The 18,403-nt window shown below is 44.2% G+C and carries 16 protein-coding genes; 3 read left to right on the forward strand and 13 right to left on the reverse strand.

Translation table 11 applies throughout. The features are described 5' to 3' along the window. Both mutL and QZZ43_RS12250 read right to left on the reverse strand, forming a co-directional pair. The coding region (mutL, locus tag QZZ43_RS12245) for a DNA mismatch repair endonuclease MutL (RefSeq protein WP_291859675.1) at positions 1-1,084 on the reverse strand (1,084 nt) is incomplete at its 3' end. 44 nt (positions 1,085-1,128) lie between these two features. Beyond that, a complete protein-coding gene (locus tag QZZ43_RS12250) occupies positions 1,129-1,458 on the reverse strand; it encodes a hypothetical protein (protein ID WP_291859678.1) in 330 nt (109 codons plus the stop codon). Positions 1,459-1,645: 187 nt separating this feature from the next. Between QZZ43_RS12250 and QZZ43_RS12255 the strand changes: the two genes are divergently transcribed. Together QZZ43_RS12255 and QZZ43_RS12260 are read left to right on the forward strand one after the other, a co-directional pair. Continuing rightward, the gene (locus tag QZZ43_RS12255) at positions 1,646-3,184 is read left to right on the forward strand and encodes a YifB family Mg chelatase-like AAA ATPase (protein ID WP_291859680.1); all 1,539 of its coding nucleotides are present in this window, start codon (positions 1,646-1,648) and stop codon (positions 3,182-3,184) included. Between the two features lie 306 nt (positions 3,185-3,490). After that, positions 3,491-4,165 carry an inorganic pyrophosphatase gene (locus tag QZZ43_RS12260; protein WP_291859682.1) on the forward strand — a complete coding sequence of 225 codons (675 nt, stop codon included), beginning with the start codon at positions 3,491-3,493 and terminating at the stop codon, positions 4,163-4,165. A 42-nt stretch (positions 4,166-4,207) separates the two neighbouring features. Here QZZ43_RS12260 and QZZ43_RS12265 read toward each other — a convergent pair whose 3' ends face one another. Next, complete coding sequence (locus QZZ43_RS12265) at positions 4,208-6,052, reverse strand: methyl-accepting chemotaxis protein (RefSeq protein ID WP_291859685.1); 1,845 nt, start codon at positions 6,050-6,052, stop codon at positions 4,208-4,210. A 192-nt stretch (positions 6,053-6,244) separates the two neighbouring features. Between QZZ43_RS12265 and QZZ43_RS12270 the strand changes: the two genes are divergently transcribed. Next, entirely contained in the window at positions 6,245-6,925 is a 681-nt protein-coding gene (locus tag QZZ43_RS12270; protein ID WP_291859688.1) for a 2-C-methyl-D-erythritol 4-phosphate cytidylyltransferase, read from the forward strand. Between the two features lie 95 nt (positions 6,926-7,020). Here the strand turns inward: QZZ43_RS12270 and QZZ43_RS12275 are convergent, their stop codons facing one another. From QZZ43_RS12275 to QZZ43_RS12320, 10 genes are all read right to left on the reverse strand, one after another. After that, a complete protein-coding gene (locus QZZ43_RS12275; RefSeq protein WP_291859691.1) occupies positions 7,021-8,106 on the reverse strand; it encodes a 3-oxoacyl-ACP synthase III family protein in 1,086 nt (361 codons plus the stop codon). A gap of 27 nt (positions 8,107-8,133) precedes the next feature. After that, complete coding sequence (locus tag QZZ43_RS12280) at positions 8,134-8,922, reverse strand: UDP-2,3-diacylglucosamine diphosphatase (RefSeq protein ID WP_291859694.1); 789 nt, start codon at positions 8,920-8,922, stop codon at positions 8,134-8,136. A 139-nt stretch (positions 8,923-9,061) separates the two neighbouring features. Then, positions 9,062-9,361, reverse strand: coding sequence for an ACT domain-containing protein (locus QZZ43_RS12285; protein ID WP_291859697.1), 300 nt, complete (start codon positions 9,359-9,361; stop codon positions 9,062-9,064). A gap of 17 nt (positions 9,362-9,378) precedes the next feature. After that, positions 9,379-11,040, reverse strand: coding sequence for a biosynthetic-type acetolactate synthase large subunit (ilvB, locus tag QZZ43_RS12290; protein WP_291859700.1), 1,662 nt, complete (start codon positions 11,038-11,040; stop codon positions 9,379-9,381). Positions 11,041-11,552: 512 nt separating this feature from the next. Continuing rightward, the gene (locus QZZ43_RS12295) at positions 11,553-12,722 is read right to left on the reverse strand and encodes a TlpA disulfide reductase family protein (protein WP_291859703.1); all 1,170 of its coding nucleotides are present in this window, start codon (positions 12,720-12,722) and stop codon (positions 11,553-11,555) included. A gap of 132 nt (positions 12,723-12,854) precedes the next feature. Continuing rightward, the gene (gene leuB / locus QZZ43_RS12300) at positions 12,855-13,922 is read right to left on the reverse strand and encodes a 3-isopropylmalate dehydrogenase (RefSeq protein WP_291859705.1); all 1,068 of its coding nucleotides are present in this window, start codon (positions 13,920-13,922) and stop codon (positions 12,855-12,857) included. 76 nt (positions 13,923-13,998) lie between these two features. Continuing rightward, positions 13,999-15,543, reverse strand: coding sequence for an alpha-isopropylmalate synthase regulatory domain-containing protein (locus tag QZZ43_RS12305; RefSeq protein ID WP_291859708.1), 1,545 nt, complete (start codon positions 15,541-15,543; stop codon positions 13,999-14,001). Between the two features lie 215 nt (positions 15,544-15,758). After that, positions 15,759-16,352 (reverse strand): 3-isopropylmalate dehydratase small subunit, encoded by a 594-nt coding sequence (gene leuD, locus QZZ43_RS12310; protein ID WP_291859711.1) that lies wholly within the window; start codon positions 16,350-16,352, stop codon positions 15,759-15,761. Positions 16,353-16,418: 66 nt separating this feature from the next. Next, positions 16,419-17,819 (reverse strand): 3-isopropylmalate dehydratase large subunit, encoded by a 1,401-nt coding sequence (leuC, locus tag QZZ43_RS12315; protein ID WP_291859714.1) that lies wholly within the window; start codon positions 17,817-17,819, stop codon positions 16,419-16,421. Positions 17,820-17,861: 42 nt separating this feature from the next. Then, positions 17,862-18,403, reverse strand: a 542-nt coding sequence (locus QZZ43_RS12320) for an alpha-isopropylmalate synthase regulatory domain-containing protein (protein ID WP_291859717.1), incomplete at its 5' end; no start/stop codon positions are given.

Genomic DNA, 18,403 nt, shown 5'->3' on the forward strand with positions numbered 1-18,403 from the left:
GCTCTTCCGATCTAGGCATTTTAACGGGTTCATCCCGGCCAAATGTGGGAATAGATATTTCATCGGTCTGGTCAAAGTCAATGGAGGGCACCATGTTGAATTTTCCCAATGATTCCCTTACGGCAGCACTAACAATCTTCCATACCGACCGCTCGTCTTCAAATTTTATTTCCGTTTTGGTGGGATGGATATTCACATCGATTAGTGAAGGATCCGTCTCAAAGAAGAGAAAATATGGAGGGCAATGGTCGGCGGCTACCAGGTTTTCGTAGGCTACCATGACCGCTTTATGGAGATAAGGGCTTTTCATAAACCGGTTGTTGACAAAGAAAAACTGGTCGCCCATAGTTTTACGGGCGGTTTGTGGTTTCCCAATAAAGCCGTGAATGTTGACAAGGGAGGTTTCTGTGTCTACCGGAACCATCAGTGCACTGGTTTGTTTGCCTATGACATCATTGATGCGTTGTAATAATTTTCCTTTGGGAAGATGGAAAAGACGCTGGTTGTTGTGGGTCAGAGAGAACGCAACGTCCGGGTTGGCCAATGCAATGCGCTGAAATTCATTGACAATGTGGCGCATCTCGGTGGCATTGCTTTTCAGAAATCTGCGACGTGCCGGCACATTGAAAAAGAGATTTTTGATCAGAAAATTACTTCCCGGACTGCAGGTTACGGGTTCCTGGGTTTCTACTTTCGATCCTGAAATTACAATTCTGGTACCCAGTTCCTGCTCATGAGGTCTGGATTTCAGCTCCACCTGTGCCACCGCAGCAATAGATGCCAGTGCCTCACCACGGAATCCCATAGTGCGGATGGCAAATAAATCATTGGCTTCTCTGATTTTTGAAGTAGCGTGGCGCTCAAAAGACATCCGGGCATCTGTCTCGCTCATGCCACAGCCGTTATCAATGATTTGTACCAATGTTCGGCCGGCATCTTTGACGATGATTTGTATTTCGCTACTTCCGGCATCAATGGCGTTTTCCACCAGTTCTTTGATAATGGACGCAGGTCTTTGAATTACTTCTCCTGCAGCTATCTGGTTGGCAACCGAGTCGGGGAGTAATTGAATGATATCTGACATTGGCCTTCGCTTCTACTTTTTTAATTCAGTGTTGGTTCAGTGATTTACATCAGAAACTGGCTGTACCATTCTGAAGCAGCGTTGAGTAAATAGTAAAAAACGGCCATTAACAAAACAAGGATGATAACCAGTCGAAGGTTCGATTTTTTCCTTTCACTTCGGCCTACTTCAAAGTGCGATTTGATTCGTCCTCGCATTCCGCCTCTGATTCTTTCCTTGTAGCCACGCTCATCACTTTGTTCCTCCACTTCAACGCCCATCTCTTTTTTGATACGGCGCAATCTCTCTTCACGTTCCTCTTTTTCCGGATTGAAATATATCGGATCGTACCGGAATCTGCGATGCTGCGGAATTTTAAAAAAGGTAATTCTCATAATCCATCTTTTAAGATATACAAAAGTAATAAATCCCCTGTTTCTTTCTGCTATTTTATTGGTTTCTCTTTTTGTTCTTAGTTTCCGGGATATTATTCTAATTCCTGTTTTATAAAGGTAACTCAATGAGCGCTTTATTTGTTTGCTTTTTTTGTTTAAATTGGGGTTCGAAACCAAACCCAAAATTATGTTAGTAAAAACTTTTGGTGCCGCAGTTACCGGCATCGATGCCCTTACTATTACCATTGAGGTGAATGTTACCCGTGGTATTCGTTTCTTCCTGGTCGGATTACCCGACAATGCCGTTAAAGAAAGCCAGCAACGTATCGAATCCGTATTCAAAGAACTGGGGCATAAATGGCCCGGTAAGCGCATTGTGGTCAATATGGCTCCTGCCGATACCCGCAAAGAAGGTTCTGCCTATGATCTGCCTATTGCAATAGGCGTTCTGGCTGCCGACGAGCAAATTCGTTCCGACCGAATTTCAAATTTTATGATGATGGGTGAGCTCTCTCTCGATGGTTCGGTTCATCCCATCAAAGGGGCGCTTCCCATTGCCCTTAAAGCCCGGGCTGATGGGTTTAAAGGGTTTATTGTTCCCAAAAAAAATGTCAGAGAAGCCGCAGTGGTAAAAGGACTTGAGGTTTACGGAGTCGAAACGTTTAAGGAGGTGGTTGACTTCCTTGTGGGACAGCTGGACCTGAAACCTGAAGTTGTGGATACAGAAGCTGAGTTTTTGAAAGAACAATCCCGAAGTGAAATAGATTTTGCTGATGTTAAAGGTCAGGAGAGTGTGAAGCGTGCACTGGAAGTGGCTGCATCAGGGGGACACAACATTATAATGGTCGGTAGTCCCGGTTCCGGAAAATCGATGCTTGCCAAAAGAATTCCTACCATCTTACCGCCTTTGTCCCTTGATGAGGCTCTTGAAACAACCAAGATTCACTCGGTGGCCGGAAAACTTAACGGGGATATCTCATTGCTCACACGGCGCCCTTTCCGAAGTCCGCATCACAGTATCTCGGATATTGCACTGGTAGGGGGAGGGTCTTTTCCACAACCCGGCGAGATCTCCCTTTCTCATCATGGCGTCCTTTTTCTGGATGAATTGCCCGAATTTAAGAGGTCGGTACTGGAGGTAATGCGTCAGCCGCTCGAAGACAGAACCATTTCTATTTCCCGTGCCCGTTTCACGGTGGATTATCCCGCCAGTTTCATGATGGTGGCCAGTATGAATCCTTGTCCCTGTGGTTTTTACAATCATCCCGATAAACAATGTGTTTGCAGTCCCGGTGTGGTTCAGAAATATTTGGGACGCATTTCCGGGCCGTTGCTCGATCGAATCGATCTCCATATTGAAGTTGTTCCCGTTCCGTTTGAGAAGCTGGCAGGGCAAAAACCAGCCGAGAGCAGTGAATTAGTTCGTCAAAGAGTCATTAAAGCCCGCAAGATTCAGACCGAACGGTTCAGAGAATTCCCGGATGTTCATTGCAACGCTCAAATGAATACCAAACTGCTTGCCCGTTATGCAACACCGGATGAGGGTGGCCAAGCCATTTTGAAAAACGCAATGGAGAAACTGGATTTTTCCGCACGCGCGTACGACCGGATATTGAAAGTGTCTCGTACCATTGCAGACCTTGAAGGATCGGAGGAAATTGAAGCATACCATGTGGCCGAGGCAGTGCAATACCGAAATCTTGACAGAGCAGGATGGGCCGGTTAATTCGTTCTTGTAAATGACCGTTTCAAAAATGAGAATAACCCAGTCGCTGGTGTTTTCTTACACAATACGCGGATGATGTTTTATAAAAGTCTGTTTGAGAGTTGTTTGCATGCAAAAAAGGGTAAGGGCATTTTTCTAATGCTACGAGCTTTTTGCCTTTGCGTCTCAGTGTTTAGGCTTTTAAACTGACTGTTTGTTCCAGGTCTAATTGGAAATTATGCTTTTCTTTGCAACAAATGAAAAGAAATATTGGTTACTTGCTTAGGATAGTACTATTTTATGACAAAAAAGAAAAACGATCGCATTATGTCAGCTAACAGCTTAATGGATCCTATTGGAAGGCTTATGGGACTTAGATACAAATCACACCCCTGGCACGGGATTGATATTGGAGATAAAGCTCCGGATATCATCAACTGTTTTATTGAGGTGGTTCCTACCGATACCATCAAATACGAAATTGATAAAGTGAGTGGGTACCTGCGTATTGACAGGCCTCAGAAATATTCCAATGTGAGTCCTACTTTGTATGGTTTTATTCCGCAAACCTATTGTGGCAAGAACGTTGGAAGTTTCTGCAGCGAAAAAACCGGGAAGAAAGAGATTAACGGGGACGGAGACCCGCTGGATATTTGTGTGCTTACCGAAAAAGATATTACTCATGGTGACATCATTGCGGAAGTGATTCCCATTGGTGGTCTGCGCATGATTGACGGAAATAAAGCGGATGATAAAATTATTTCGGTACTGAAAGGGGATGTGGTGTATGGCGATTTTACGGATATTTCGGATTTGCCTGAACTGGTAATTCGCCGGCTCAAGCATTATTTTTTAACCTACAAGGATATGCCAGGGATGAATCGTGAATCGGAGATTACGCATATTTACAATGCCGAAGAAGCCCGTGAGGTAATAAAACTTGCAGTATTAGATTACGAGGGGCGGTTTGAAAATCTTAGAAATGCCCTGAGTAATTATTAACAAAAAAGCCGCGGTTAGCGGCTTTTTTGTTAAAAGGTTTTTTTATTTTTCTCCAATACTAAAGTAGCTGATGGCTTTTCGGAGGTTTTCTATCTCTTCAGAAAACTCATGCGACATACCATTGATATTTTCGGAGGTTTGTGCATTCATTTGCGAAACTTTGTCCAGTTCCATCAACGCATTGTTGATCTGTGTGGCACCTGCATCCTGTTCTTTCGAAGCTGAAGCTATTTCAAGTACCAGTTCGTTTGATTTGTTGATTTTTGGCAGGAGATCTGCAAATATCTGCATTGCATTTCTGGCGTTATCCACACTGTTGGTTGACAACTGATTAATTTTTGACGCATTTACCCGGCTACGTTCGGCCAGCTTTCTTACCTCCGCAGCAACTACCGCAAATCCACGGCCTTGTTCTCCTGCGCGGGCAGCCTCAATGGCCGCATTAAGCGAAAGAATGTTGGTTTGTCGGGCAACATCTTCAATAAGCACCACGCTTTGGTAAATATTTTCAATGGCCGCAACTGCTTCACGCAGAATTTTTTCTCCGTTTTGAGCATCTCCGGCAGCTTCGGATACCAGTCGCTCTGTCTGTCGGGCGTTGTCGGCATTCTGACTGATATTTGAACTCATCTGCTGCATGGACGCCGACAATTCTTCGGTAGAACTGGCCTGTTCGGTGGCACTCTCGGAGAGCGATGCAGCTGAATTGTTCATCTCCTCACTTCCCACATGCACGATTTCTGCCGCATTCATGGCCTGATGAATCATTTTTGAGATCTCTTCTTTCATTGCTGCAAATGCTCTGGACAGCTGTCCCAATTCGTCTTTGCGGGTAGAGAAAGTTTCCCGGATGCTTCCTGTCAGGTTTCCATCTGCAAACTGGCGCGCCAGTGAAGAAATCTCCACAAGGGGAGCTGTTATGTTTCCTGCAAGCCATAGTACTACAAACGTTGTGATGGCAAGGAAGATGATACTCAGAATAATGCTTGTGGTTTTGATGGGTTGAATGATCTCCAGCAATTCGGTTGTTGGAGCCATTAAAAGGGTTGTCAATCCTGTGTTGCCTACTGGCATGGAAACCATTTCGAAATCGGTTCCGTTAAGTTTATATCCGTTTAGAATGGTGGTTTCGCCCTTCTCGAGTAATTGAGCTTTCAGACCCTCTTCCAGAATGGTATTTATATTCATATTGATTTCGTCCTCACTTCCCGAAATCAATATTTTTCCGGTATTATCAACCATCCACATACGGCTGTTGTCGGTAATTTGCCGTTCGTTGAAAGCTGATATAATTTCAGAAGGGTTAACGCTAACTCCGGCCACGCCTATCGGACTTTCCGGATTGCCCATCAAAACATTGTAAAAGAAAAGCGTTTGATCCAATTCAGCATTGTAATCGTAACTCAACGCGCTTTTCTGGCCTGATTTGATTGACTGGAAAAACCAGGAGTCGTCTTCATCGCCTGAATCTACAACATCAATTAATTGGAAATTTTCGGTATAGTAATTTCCGGTGAATTTATTAACTGCAAAAACGGAGGGGTACCCCATTTTCTCGGCAAACATGTCAATCTTGCTTAATGCCAGATGTCTGAGACTGGTATCAGCTTCTGATGATTGAAACCACTTGATGAGCAAAGGGTCATCTGCCAGTGCTACAGAGGCCTCCATGCCTTTTTCCAGTCGTGATTTCAGATCGCTTTGTGCTGCCTCAACAAATGCAGTTAGCTGTTTTTCTCTGACGTCTTTTAGCAAAGTGCGCTTAACGGTAGAGTAGCTGATGACTGATTGGATCACAATGATGGCTGCGATCAAAATTCCGAAAGAAACCAATAGCTGGTCTCTTAATCGCTTAAAGCGATTGAGTGTAGTAAAATTAAAACCCATAATAACCCCAATTCAAAATAATATACAAGGCGGCTTACGTGTTTTATAATTCAGAGTTTGATTGTTTTTGCTTTTTTAAGAATTTGTTGTTTTTTGTCACAAAAACGCTGCGGGTCAGCTGGCTGCGATGTGAAGAAATCTGCAAGTTTCCGAGGGATTGGCTATATTTGTCTCAATTGTTAATTTATTGTAATGTCAGATATATCGGTTATTATAGTTGCAGGTGGCAGGGGGCTTCGCATGGGACAGGATATTCCCAAGCAGTTTATTCCGCTTGCAGGTCGTCCGGTTTTAATGCATACTATGGAGCGTTTTTACCGCTTCAATGAGGCGTTAGAGATCATACTGGTTTTGCCTGAAGATCAGTTTTCCTATTGGCAGGCTCTTTGCAGAAAGGGGGATTTCAGGCTTAAATATGTTCTGGTTGAAGGGGGAGATACCCGTTACCAGAGTGTGAAAAATGGACTCGAAAAGGTGACCGGTAACGTTGTGGCAGTGCACGATGGCGTACGTCCTTTTGTGAGCAATGAAACTATTGAGCGTTGTTTTCATGCAGCTCAAAAATACGGGGCCGTAATTCCGGTAATGGAGCTGGTTGATTCAATACGCAAAGTTGAAGGCGACAGCAGTCAAATGCGGCCACGATTTGCCTACAGAACTATCCAGACTCCCCAGGTATTCCGAACTTCCACATTGAAGAAAGCTTACCAAATGCCTTTCTGTTCCGATTTTACTGACGATGCTTCTGTGGTAGAGGCTGCAGGCTATGACATTACACTCGTAGAGGGAAATAGCGAGAACATAAAAATCACTTCTCCTTTTGACCTGGTAGTAGCTGAAGCAATTCTAAAAAGCAAATTGGAAAACCTTTAGTTTTAGAATAGGTTTCTTCGTTTCACTCGCAATGAACAGCATATTCCGGGAAGAATGTCATATCTGGATGTATTAACTTGATGGAGCAGATTTTATCATGGCATCAAATACATAAACGCATTGATGTTCATGCCTGCGCCAACCGAAGTCATCATTACATAGTCGCCTGACTTCAGAGAGTGTCCTTCCATCTGGTTTTTTGTTACGAGGTCGTAAAGTGTTGGGACTGTTGCCACACTGCTGTTTCCCAGCTTGCGGATGGTCATGGGCATGGTGCTGAAATCGACTTGCTTTTCACCGTATAACCGGAAGATACGTTTCAGAATTGCTTCATCCATTTTTGCATTGGCCTGATGGATTAGAATTTTGCGGACATCCTTCAATGTTAGATTGTTTTTTTCAAGACATTCCTGAGCAACCAGGGGAACGTAGGTCAGGCCATAATTGTAAACCTTGCGGCCCAGCATCTTTACGTATTTCAGGTCATGTTTTACCTCCTTGTTGTAGGAATCTCCCATCATCAGAAGATCCAGATGTTCTTCGGTGTCGGTACGGGTAACATGTTTAAGCATACCCACCGGTTCGTCACTTTCCACAGCTTCCAGAACTACTGCCCCGGCGCCGTCTGCAAAAATCATGGAGTCGCGGTCGTGCGGATCCATTGCACGGGTTAGCGTGTCGGCACCAATAACCAGTGCACTTTTGGCATCTCCTGATTTTAGATAATAATTGGCCTGAATCATAGCCTGTGTCCATCCCGGACATCCGAAAGTCATATCGTAAGCCACTGCTTTATGACTTTTTATGCCCAGTTTCTTTTTCACGCGGGAAGCAAGAGTTGGCATGATATCCGGATAGAGGCTTCCGCTTTTCATGTCTCCCATGTTGTGAGCAATGATAATGTAATCAAGTTTCTCCCGGTCAAACCCTGCATCTTCCAGCGCTTTTTCCGCAGCAATGGTGGCGATATCTGAAGCGGTATATTTGTCTTCGGCAATTCGTCGTTCTGAGATGTCGGTGATTTGCTCAAATTTTTCGGAAATCTCCTCACCAGGGGTCTCTATTTTTGTGCCATCCTCATTGAAAAAGGAGTGGTTGGCAAATTTGCTGTTGGGAACTACAATCGGTGGCAGATAGCTTCCCGATCCGGTGATGACCGAATATAATTTTGTGGTACTCATATTGTTATTGTAATTGTAATTGATTGATTATTTTTGATAGTATTTCAACTCAAGGGATTCACCATCCCATTCGGCATAAGAGAAGTGATGTACCCAGTCGCCCAGATAGCACAACCTGCTGTTTTCCCCTATTTTGAGGTTAATCGCGACATGGCGGTGACCGAAAATAAAAAAATCGAAATGTTCGGTTTGTAATTTGTTTTTTGCAAATTTTATGAGCCATTCATTCTCCTCACCCTGAAATTTTGCAGTTTCTGAGGTTTGATTGTTTTCTCTGCTTTTGCGCGACCAGAAGTTGGCAATCCCTATTCCCCAATCAGGGTGCAGCCAACTGAAAAGTTTTTGAGCTACGCGGTTGGTGAAAACGGCTTTTAATTTTTTGTAGTCTTTCTCATCGGGTGTAAGTCCGTCTCCGTGTGCAAGAAAGAATTTTTTACCGTCGATTAGGGGGAGATAGGGCTCTTTGTGTACAATAACCCCGGTTTCTTTAGGTAGGTAGTCGAATACCCAGATGTCGTGATTTCCGGTAAAAAAATGTACCGGGATGCCGCCGTCTGTGAGTTCACATAATTTTCCCAGAAACCGTGTATGTCCTTGGGGGATCACATGTTTATACTCAAACCAGAAGTCAAAGATATCGCCCATGAGATAGATCTCCCGGGCATCGGTTTTAACTTGATCCAGCCAGGCAACAAAGCGCTGTTCGTGAACGCGATGGTTGCTGATAGTGGGGGCCCCCAGATGTGCATCTGAGGCAAAATATATTTTCTTTTTCTGCTCCAAAACCCGGAATTCCGTTTTTATTTCAGCCGACAAAGATATCTGTTTTTAATTTGATTCACCAAAAATATGATAAGTTCTGGCTGATTGTGGATTAGTGGAGGTGCTTGGTCGAATATACGATAAATTAGAAATAGAAGGGTGAGCGGCTATTACTCACCCTTATTAAAAGTTGTTAGCCGGGTTGTTGAGTTAATAATTTGTCAATATCGAAAAAGACTTTATGGTCATAGTCGGGTCTTAGTTTTACATTGAGCACATCATAGAGTTTGGAGAGTTGAAGTATGATTTGTTCCAGTTTTTCATCTTCAGCTATCAACAAATAAATGAGACTGGTTTCACCTTCGCCGATTGCGCCGCAAAGAATGCCTTCCATATTGTATCCCCTGCGGGAAAACAATCCGGTGATGTGCGACATTACTCCCGGATGATTGTTTACATGGAGTTCAATTATTAAGAGTTTTTTTGGGTTCATAATATCTCTATTTTGTGTTAAAAAATCATGTCTTTGTTTGGAGCTCCCGGTTTCACCATTGGTAAAACTATCTCAGAGGAATCGATGGGAATGTTTACCAAAACCGGGCCTTCAAAGGCCAATGCCTCAATTAGTGTTTTGGCCGGCTCCGGGGCTTCTGTAAGGTCAATACCACCAATTCCGAATGCTTTGGCCAGTGCACAAAAATCGGGTTTGGCTTCAAACTGCGTAGCCATAAAATTCTTTTTGAAGAACAGCTCCTGATGTTGCTTTACCAGTCCCAGACTATGGTTGTTGAAGACCAGCACTGTGATGTTTAGATTGTTTTCAGCCATCGTTACCAGTTCTTGTATATTCATGAGGATGGAACCGTCTCCACTGAAACAGACTACTTTTTTGTCCGGGTTGGCTAATGCTGCTCCAATGGCTGCGGGAACTCCGAATCCCATTGTTCCCAAACCGCTTGAGCTTATGAAGGTTCGGGGTTTTCGAAAGGGCCATGCCTGGACAACCCACATCTGGTGCTGCCCAACGTCGGTGCTGATGATGGTGTCGTTAGGCACGTTGTGAACTACTTCGCTGATGATGTTGAAGGGATGAAAGAGGTCGGAATCTTCCGGTGCTGAAACGTAAGGCATAGATTTTTTTACCCGGTCAATTTCTTTAAGCCATTGTTCTCTGCCATCAGAAACAATCAAAGGAAGAATTTTTTTGAGAACTTCCTCCGCTCTGGCGGTCAGACTGTATGTTGCTTTCTTAATTTTGTTGATTTCTGATGCATCAATGTCGATATGGATAATTTTTGGTTTGGTGCAAAAATTTTTACTGATCCCCGTAGCCCGGTCGTCGAATCGAGCTCCAAGAGCGATTACCAGGTCGGCTTCCTCAATGAGTGCATTGGCGTATCGTGTTCCGTGCATCCCAATCATACCCAGACTTAAACGGTGGTCGGGTGGAAATGCTCCCAGGGCCCGCATGGTATAGGTTACGGGGATGTTGTTGAATTCTGCCAACCGAAGTAAGAACCCTGCAGAATCTTCATTGTTGACACCACCTCCTGCAAGGATTACGGGTTGCTGAGCGCTATTTATCATTGCGGCAATCTCAGCGGCTTGATTTTCGGAAACTGAGGATTCATTGCTGATTTTCTTGAATTCAGGCCATTGCTCGAACTTGCAGGTTTGCTGTTGGATATCTTTGGGAATATCAATAACTACAGGCCCCGGACGACCTGATTCTGCAATATGAAAAGCTTCCGGAATAACAGTTAACAGTTCTTCGACTGTTCTTACCAGAAAGTTATGTTTGGTAATGGGGATGGTCAAACCGTAAGTGTCAATTTCCTGAAACGCATCTGTTCCGATGGCAGCGGATGCCACCTGACCCGTTATAGCCACAATAGGGATGGAGTCCAGTTTTGCATCAGCTAGGGCTGTCAACAGGTTGGTAGCTCCCGGGCCTGAAGTGGAGAAACATACTCCCGCCTTTCCGGTTGTGCGTGCCATTCCCTGTGCCATAAAGCCGGCCCCTTGTTCGTGGCGGGCAAGGATGTGGCGAATATTGCTTGATTTTAAGGCATTGTAAAGGTGCAGGTTGGCTGCACCTGGAATGCCGGCCACAGTCTTTATTCCCTTTTGTTCGAGTAAACGAACGATGATTTCGGCTCCTGTCATTTCCATGGTGGTTGTTTTAAAAAATAAAAAACCCCGTCGGGTGTGTTCACCGACGGGGTTTGTATAAATATGGTTATTAACTCCTCTTACCTGCGGTGAACACATAAATATCCCTTCACGACCACGACAGTGACCACGACGACTACATTCAGAAGGATATTTGAAAATGAGTTATTCACCTTTAATTAATGTTTTAGTTCGTAACAAATATAAATTAAAAAGAATTAAATCATTACTTCTGTTCAATAAATATTTTTCAGGACTTTGGAGAAATAAGATTTTTATATTATGTTTTTTAAATTCCACGTTTGATGAAATCAATATAGACAATTTGTGGAATTGGAAATTGGTTTTTTGTTTGGATTAGGAAAACAAAGTTCGATACTCTGTTTAATGACTGCAAACAGCTGAAAGTTAATCCATTGTAAAACCATGCAGTAGCCCACAACTCAGTCGTAATAAGAACTTTGCGTCATTGCGTCTCTGCGTTTAAGCACTTTTTTACGGACTATTGTAAATTACAGCGCTTCTTTTACTTTTTCTTCCAACAGATGACCAAACAGGTTTTTTCCTATGATGTCACCATCACGGCTGATGAGGTAATTGGCCGGTATCTGGTTGATATTATATAGGCGCGCCGGGAAAGAATCTGTGTAGCGCAGATCACTCACATTTATCCATGGCAATTCATCTTTGACAATTGCATTTTCCCAAAGCACTTTACTCCTGTCCAGAGAAACCTGATAAATTTCAAATCCCTGGTCCTCATATTGCTGATAGAGTTTTTTCAGATGGTCATTTGCGCGTCTTGAGGCTTCATCCCAGGAGGCCCAGAAGGATAAAAGGACTACTTTTCCTTTGAGTGAGGAGAGGGCTACTTCTTCTCCCTGAATGTTTTTCTCTTTAATTTCAGGAATGGTTTCTTCTGCATTTTCCTGAAGTTCTTGTGTTATTCGTTGTCTGCGCTCTTGAACTTTAGCACTTAAAACGTAGTTGTAGAGTTGTTTTACCCGGGGAGATTCAGGATACAAAAGGTTGAGACTTGTTGCAATAGTGGCAAAATAAACCTGTTCTTTTTTATCCATTACGTTAAGCACCATGGTGTTGTCGCTTAACCTCTGGAAAAGCGCATAGTAGCTGGCAAAAGATCGCGGATTGTCCATAACAAAAGACCCGATAAAACTTTTATGTTCATCGAGTTCGATTAAGAGCTGCCGGCCAATTTCATTTTTTTCCTGGGCGTTTCCGTCCGCGGGAAGTGATTCGTAAATGGTTAGGAGACTATCCACCGCTGTTCTTAAGGTTTTGAGTCTCTCGTTGAGTATTTGAACTTTCTTCGATTCGATAGAGCCTTCCAGGCGATAAGTATTTTCCAGGTTATTGGCATCTGCAGTGACTGTGACATGCTCGGTAGAGTCGAGTAATAGAGTGATGTAATTGCTTTCGGACAACTTCAGTTTAAAAAAGGTGGGGATGGCCAGCTTTTCACCGTGAAAAGAGAATTTTCCGTTCTCATCCAGTTGGATGCTGTCAACCGCAAGATCCCTGTCCAGTTGCATCTTTTCCAGCACGAGTGTGCGCTCATTGGCATTGGAGATGGTTCCTTTTATGCGATAGTTGTCACTGTAGCAACCCGATAGTGTGAGGACGATAATTGTTATTGAAAGAATGTTGATTAAAGGTCTCATTGGCTCTGTTGTAAACTTTATTTTTAAATAAGGGAATCAAAGATAAAGCTATTTTTTTATTTTGAAATAAAAAAACCGGCATCTGTTGACACCGGTTTTTGTTTATGAATCAGACAAAAAGCTTGTCCTGATTTACATTTTTGTTATGTATTCTGCAATCCAGTCTCCTACTGCAGAGGTAGAGATCGCATTTTCCTTATCCAGGTCTTCAGTTACTTTTCCCTGCTCCAGAGACGCATCCACTGCTTTGCGAATCATTTGTGCTTCCTCTTTTAGCTCGAAAGCCGATTCAAGCATCAGTGCAGCAGAAAGAATGGTTGCCACCGGATTAGCAATGTTTTTTCCGGCCGCCTGAGGATAAGAACCATGAATGGGTTCAAAGACAGAGGTGTGTAAGCCGATGGATGCAGAGGGTAAAAGCCCCAGAGATCCGGTAATTACGCTGGCTTCGTCGGTAAGGATGTCTCCAAACATATTCTCGGTAACTATTACATCAAATCGTTTTGGCCACTGAATCAGCTGCATGGCAGCATTGTCCACAAACATATATTCCACTTCCACTTCAGGATAATCAGGAGCAATTCCCTGTACGGTTTCGCGCCACAAACGGGAAGTAGCCAAAACGTTGGCTTTGTCCACAACCGTCAGTTTTTTACGACGTTTCATGGCAAAATCGAATGCCAAACGCGTGATGCGATCGATTTCCTCTGTGGTATAGATGCTGGTGTCGTAAGCTGTTTGTCCGTCTTCGGAGCGCCCCTGTGGCCGGCCAAAATAGATTCCTCCCGTCAATTCCCGAATGGCCACAAAGTCGGCTCCTTCAACCAAATCCTGGCGAAGGGGAGATTTGTGAAGAAGGGAAGGGAATGTGGCAACCGGACGAATATTGGCAAATAAACCCAGTTTTTTGCGCATAGCGAGCAATCCCTGCTCTGGACGCACTTTTGCTTTCGGGTCATTGTCGTATTTGGGATCACCGATGGCTCCAAATAACACGGCATCCGATTTCATACAAAGTTCATGGGTTTCATCCGGATAGGGGTTACCGGTTTTATCGATGGCGGTTGCACCAACAAGCGCTTCAGTGTAAGTCGCTTCGTGTCCTTTTCTTGCGAAGACGGCGTTCAGGGCCTTTTTGGCCTGTTCAACAATTTCCGGCCCGATTCCATCTCCGGCCAATACAGCAATGTTTAATTTCATTTGAAAAAATGTTATACTTCCTTGGGTAAATCCCGGGAGTGTTATTAATTTATGTATTATATTTTTTAGCGTGGGTCTATTTTCCAGTGATGACCACTCCGTTTTCTTTGTTTTCTATAATGTTCAGCATTCTCAGTGTGGCCTTAATCGCGGCTTCAGTCTGGTCGGCATCCAGCCCTCTTGTTTTAAATTCCTGGTCTTTGTATTCCCAGGTAATAACAGACTCTACCAGTGCATCGGTTTTTCCGCCGGGAGGGATAGAAACCCAGTAATCGGTGAGTATCGGATGTTCTTTGCCAAGTTTTTCATAAATGAGCCATAAAGCTTTCATGAAAGCATCGTACTGTCCGTCACCTGCGGAGGTCTCGTTGTAAGTTTCCTTGTTGATTTGAAGGCTGATGGTAGCCAATGGCTTTAGTCCTTGTACCAGAGAAAGATGGTAGTTCTTTAGCTTAATACGTTTAACCACCTGCTCGGTTTTCAGAACATCCGAAATGATGTAGGGAAGATCTTCGGGTGTTACATTCTCTTTTTTGTCACCCAGTTCAATGACACGTTTGGTTACTTTCTTCATATCCTCCGGGCCCAGTTCTATACCCAGATCTTCCAGGTTTTTCTTGATATTGGCTTTGCCCGATGTTTTACCCAGAGCATAACGCCGTACGCGGCCAAAACGTTCAGGGAGCAGGTTGTTGAAGTAGAGGTTGTCCTTGTTGTCTCCATCGGCATGAACTCCACTGCATTGAGTAAAGACGTTCTCGCCGGTTAGTGGTTTGTTGGCCGGAATGCGCACTCCGGAGAACGTTTCCACCATAGAGGATATTTTCGTGAGTTTACTTTCATCAATGGGGGTTTCCACTTTCAAGTGGTCGTTCATAACCCCGATGATGCTTGCCAGGGGGGCATTCCCGGCTCTTTCTCCCAAACCGTTTACGGTGGTGTGAATTCCGCGGACTCCTGCTTTGATTGCATAGTAAACATTGGCCACAGCCAGATCGTAATCGTTATGCGAGTGATAATCGAAATGAACATCAGGGAATTTTTCGGTCATGGTCTTACAAAATGCATAAGTCTGATCCGGGTTGAGAATTCCCAATGTATCGGGCAGCATAATCCTGCGAACACTGGTTTTCGACAGTCCGTTGACCATGAATTCCACATATTCGGGTGAGTTTAACATTCCGTTTGACCAGTCTTCGAGGTAGATATTGACGGTGATACCTCGTTTTTCAGCCTCTTCAATCACTTTTTTGATGTCAGCAAGATGTTCTTCCTTGGTTTTCCGCAGCTGTCCGGTCAGATGTTTCACCGAACCTTTGGTAAGAAGATTAAGGACTTTGCCTCCGGCTTCTTCAATCCAGTCGAGTGAAATGTTTCCATCCACGAAACCTAAAACTTCAATTCGTTCCAGGCAGTTGTGGGCTTCAGCCCATTTGGTGAGGCGTTTGACTGCTTTTAATTCCCCGTCGGAAACCCTGGCTGAGGCCACCTCAAGACGGTTGACCTTTACCTCCTCCAGTAGCAATCGGGCGATGGCCAGTTTTTCGGAATCGTTGAATGATACGCCCGTTGTTTGCTCTCCATCCCGCAGGGTGGTATCCATCACTTCTATGGTTCTCATCGGCTTTTGTTGGTAACCCCAACCATTGAAGTCAATTCAACGGCTGGGGCAGGTTTTTATTTTGACTTTTTAACCAGTGTCATGTCAAGCAAAAAATATCGCACCCGGCATCACAGATTTTGGTTTTTCTCATTTTGAAAAAAGCAAGAATCAGTTTATACGTCATTTTATTCATTATACAACACTAGTGTGAAGTATTTTCAGTCTTGTAAAGACTAGCTATGTGCTTTTTCCCAGGACTCGATTTCATTATTGATATTTAACAGATAATCGATGTCATCGAAACCATTGAGCATACACTTCTTTTTGTAAGGATTTATATCGAACGATTCCGAAGGTCCGTTAGGCTGAAGCGTAATTTTCTGATTTTCCAGATCAATTACTACTTTGGTTTTAGGGTCCTTTTCAATGGACTGAAACAATACTTCCAAAAACTCTTTGGAAACCTGAACCGGCAATAATCCGTTGTTAAGCGAGTTGTTTTTAAAGATGTCGGCAAAAAAGCTTGAAACGACAGCTTTAAATCCATATCCAACAATGGCCCAAGCAGCATGTTCGCGGCTAGATCCACTTCCGAAATTTTGTCCGGCAACAAGTATTTGTCCTGAGAAAGTGGGATCGTTCAGGACAAAATCTTTTTTAGGATTTCCTGATTTGTCGTAGCGCCAGTCGGCAAACAGATTGTCGCCGAAACCTTCGCGGGTGGTGGCTTTCAGGAATCGGGCGGGTATTATCTGGTCGGTGTCCACATTCTCGATGGGCACAGGAACGCAGGTAGATTCCAGTTTTACAAATTTATCTATTGGCATAATGTGTTGTCTTAAAAAAGGTTATCAATCAGTTACAAAGTAACCGATCCGGTTTTGTTATCATTTCTACAAAAAATCACGGGGATCAGTTATTTTACCTGTAACAGCGGTTGCAGCGGCAGTTAAGGGGCTGACCAGCATGGTGCGTGCACCCGGGCCCTGCCGTCCTTCAAAGTTCCGGTTGGAGGTAGAAACGGCATAGTTGCCTTCGGGAATTTTGTCGTCGTTCATGGCCAGACAGGCAGAACATCCCGGTTGGCGCATTTCGAAGCCGGCCTCTTCCAGAATCTGACGGATGCCTTCTTCTTCTGCCTGAGCCTCAACCTGATGGCTGCCGGGAACAATCCATGCGGTGATATTGTCGGCTTTCTTTTTGCCTTTTATGAACTCGGCAAAAGCTCTCAGGTCTTCGATGCGTCCGTTGGTACAGCTGCCTACAAAAACATAATCCACTTTTTTGCCAATCATGGCATCGCCCGGCATAAAGTCCATGTATTGCAGAGACTTACTAAATGTAGCCTGAGTCGATTTTTCGATGTCTTCCAGGTTTGGAATTGAGCTGCTGATGCCAATGCCCATTCCGGGATTGGTTCCATAAGTGATCATGGGCTCAATGTCGGATGCCTTGAATTGGAGCTCTTTATCAAATTCTGCATCAGCATCGGAGGGCAACTGACGCCACTCTTCAACTGCTTTATCCCATTCGGTTCCTTTTGGTGCAAATTCACGACCTTTTATATATTCGAATGTGGTCTCGTCGGGCGCAATCATTCCTCCACGAGCACCCATCTCGATGCTCATATTGCAAATGGTCATTCGGGCTTCCATGGACAGACTGCGGATGGAACTACCTGCAAATTCCACGAAATATCCGGTGGCCCCACCGGTACCAATCTGTGAAATGATATAGAGCACAATGTCTTTCGAAACGACCCCGTTGCCCAGTTCTCCATCAATGTTGATGCGCATGGTCTTGGGTTTGTTCTGAAGCAGCGTCTGAGTTGCCAGTACCATTTCCACTTCACTGGTTCCGATACCAAAGGCGATGCTGCCAAAAGCTCCGTGCGTAGAGGTATGACTGTCGCCACAGACGATGGTCATTCCGGGACGCGTAATCCCCAGTTCTGGTCCGATAACGTGTACAATACCGTTCCATTTGTGATTGAGGCCGTAAAGCGGAACACCGAATTCTTCGCAGTTCAGAGCCAGTTTGTTGACCTGAAAGCGACTCAATTCGTCACGAATGGGCAGTTCCTGCTCTATTGTGGGGATATTGTGGTCGGCTGTAGCGACTGTTTTTTCAGGCCTTCTGACTTTTATGCCACGGTCTTTAAGTCCGGCAAAGGCTTGGGGACTAGTTACTTCATGTACGAAATGACGGTCGATGTATAAAACACTGGGGCCACCATCAACGATGGTTACCACATGCTTGTCCCATATCTTTTCAAATAATGTTTTTCCTGCCAATGTACTGGTATTTAAGAGGTTAAAAACTTAAGTTATTTTTAATCAGGCAATTTTTCCTACTGCATCAAGGAATGCTTCCACAGATGCAGTAATGATATCGGTATGTGCAGCAAATCCATAATAGATTTGACCTTTGTGTTCTACTTGAACATGCACTTTTCCCAAATCGTCACTCCCACGGGTAATGGCTTGTATAAGGAATTCTTCAAGGCGAACCCTTCTTTTTATCAGAGCTTTTACTGCGGTGAATGCAGCGTCAATGGGGCCGTTTCCGGCGGCTGTTTCTGTAAAAACATCCCCATTGAAATTGATGCGAACGGTTGCTGTCGGAACGGTTGATTTTCCGCATACCACCTGCAACAGTTCCAGTTGGAGAGGTTTATTGGAACTGTCTTGCTCCCGACCTGCCAAAATCTGCAAATCTTCATCGGTGATATCTTTTTTCATATCAGCCAGTTCCAGAAATTTATGATAGACTTCATCAAGCTTTGTGGGCTCAAATTCGTATCCCAGTACCTGAAGTCTGTGTTTCAACGCTGCACGACCACTACGGGCGGTCAGTACGATGGATGATTCTTTCACAC

It is taken from the genome of Marinilabilia sp., from assembly GCF_016278715.1.
Taxonomy (GTDB): Bacteria; Bacteroidota; Bacteroidia; order Bacteroidales; family Marinilabiliaceae; genus Marinilabilia.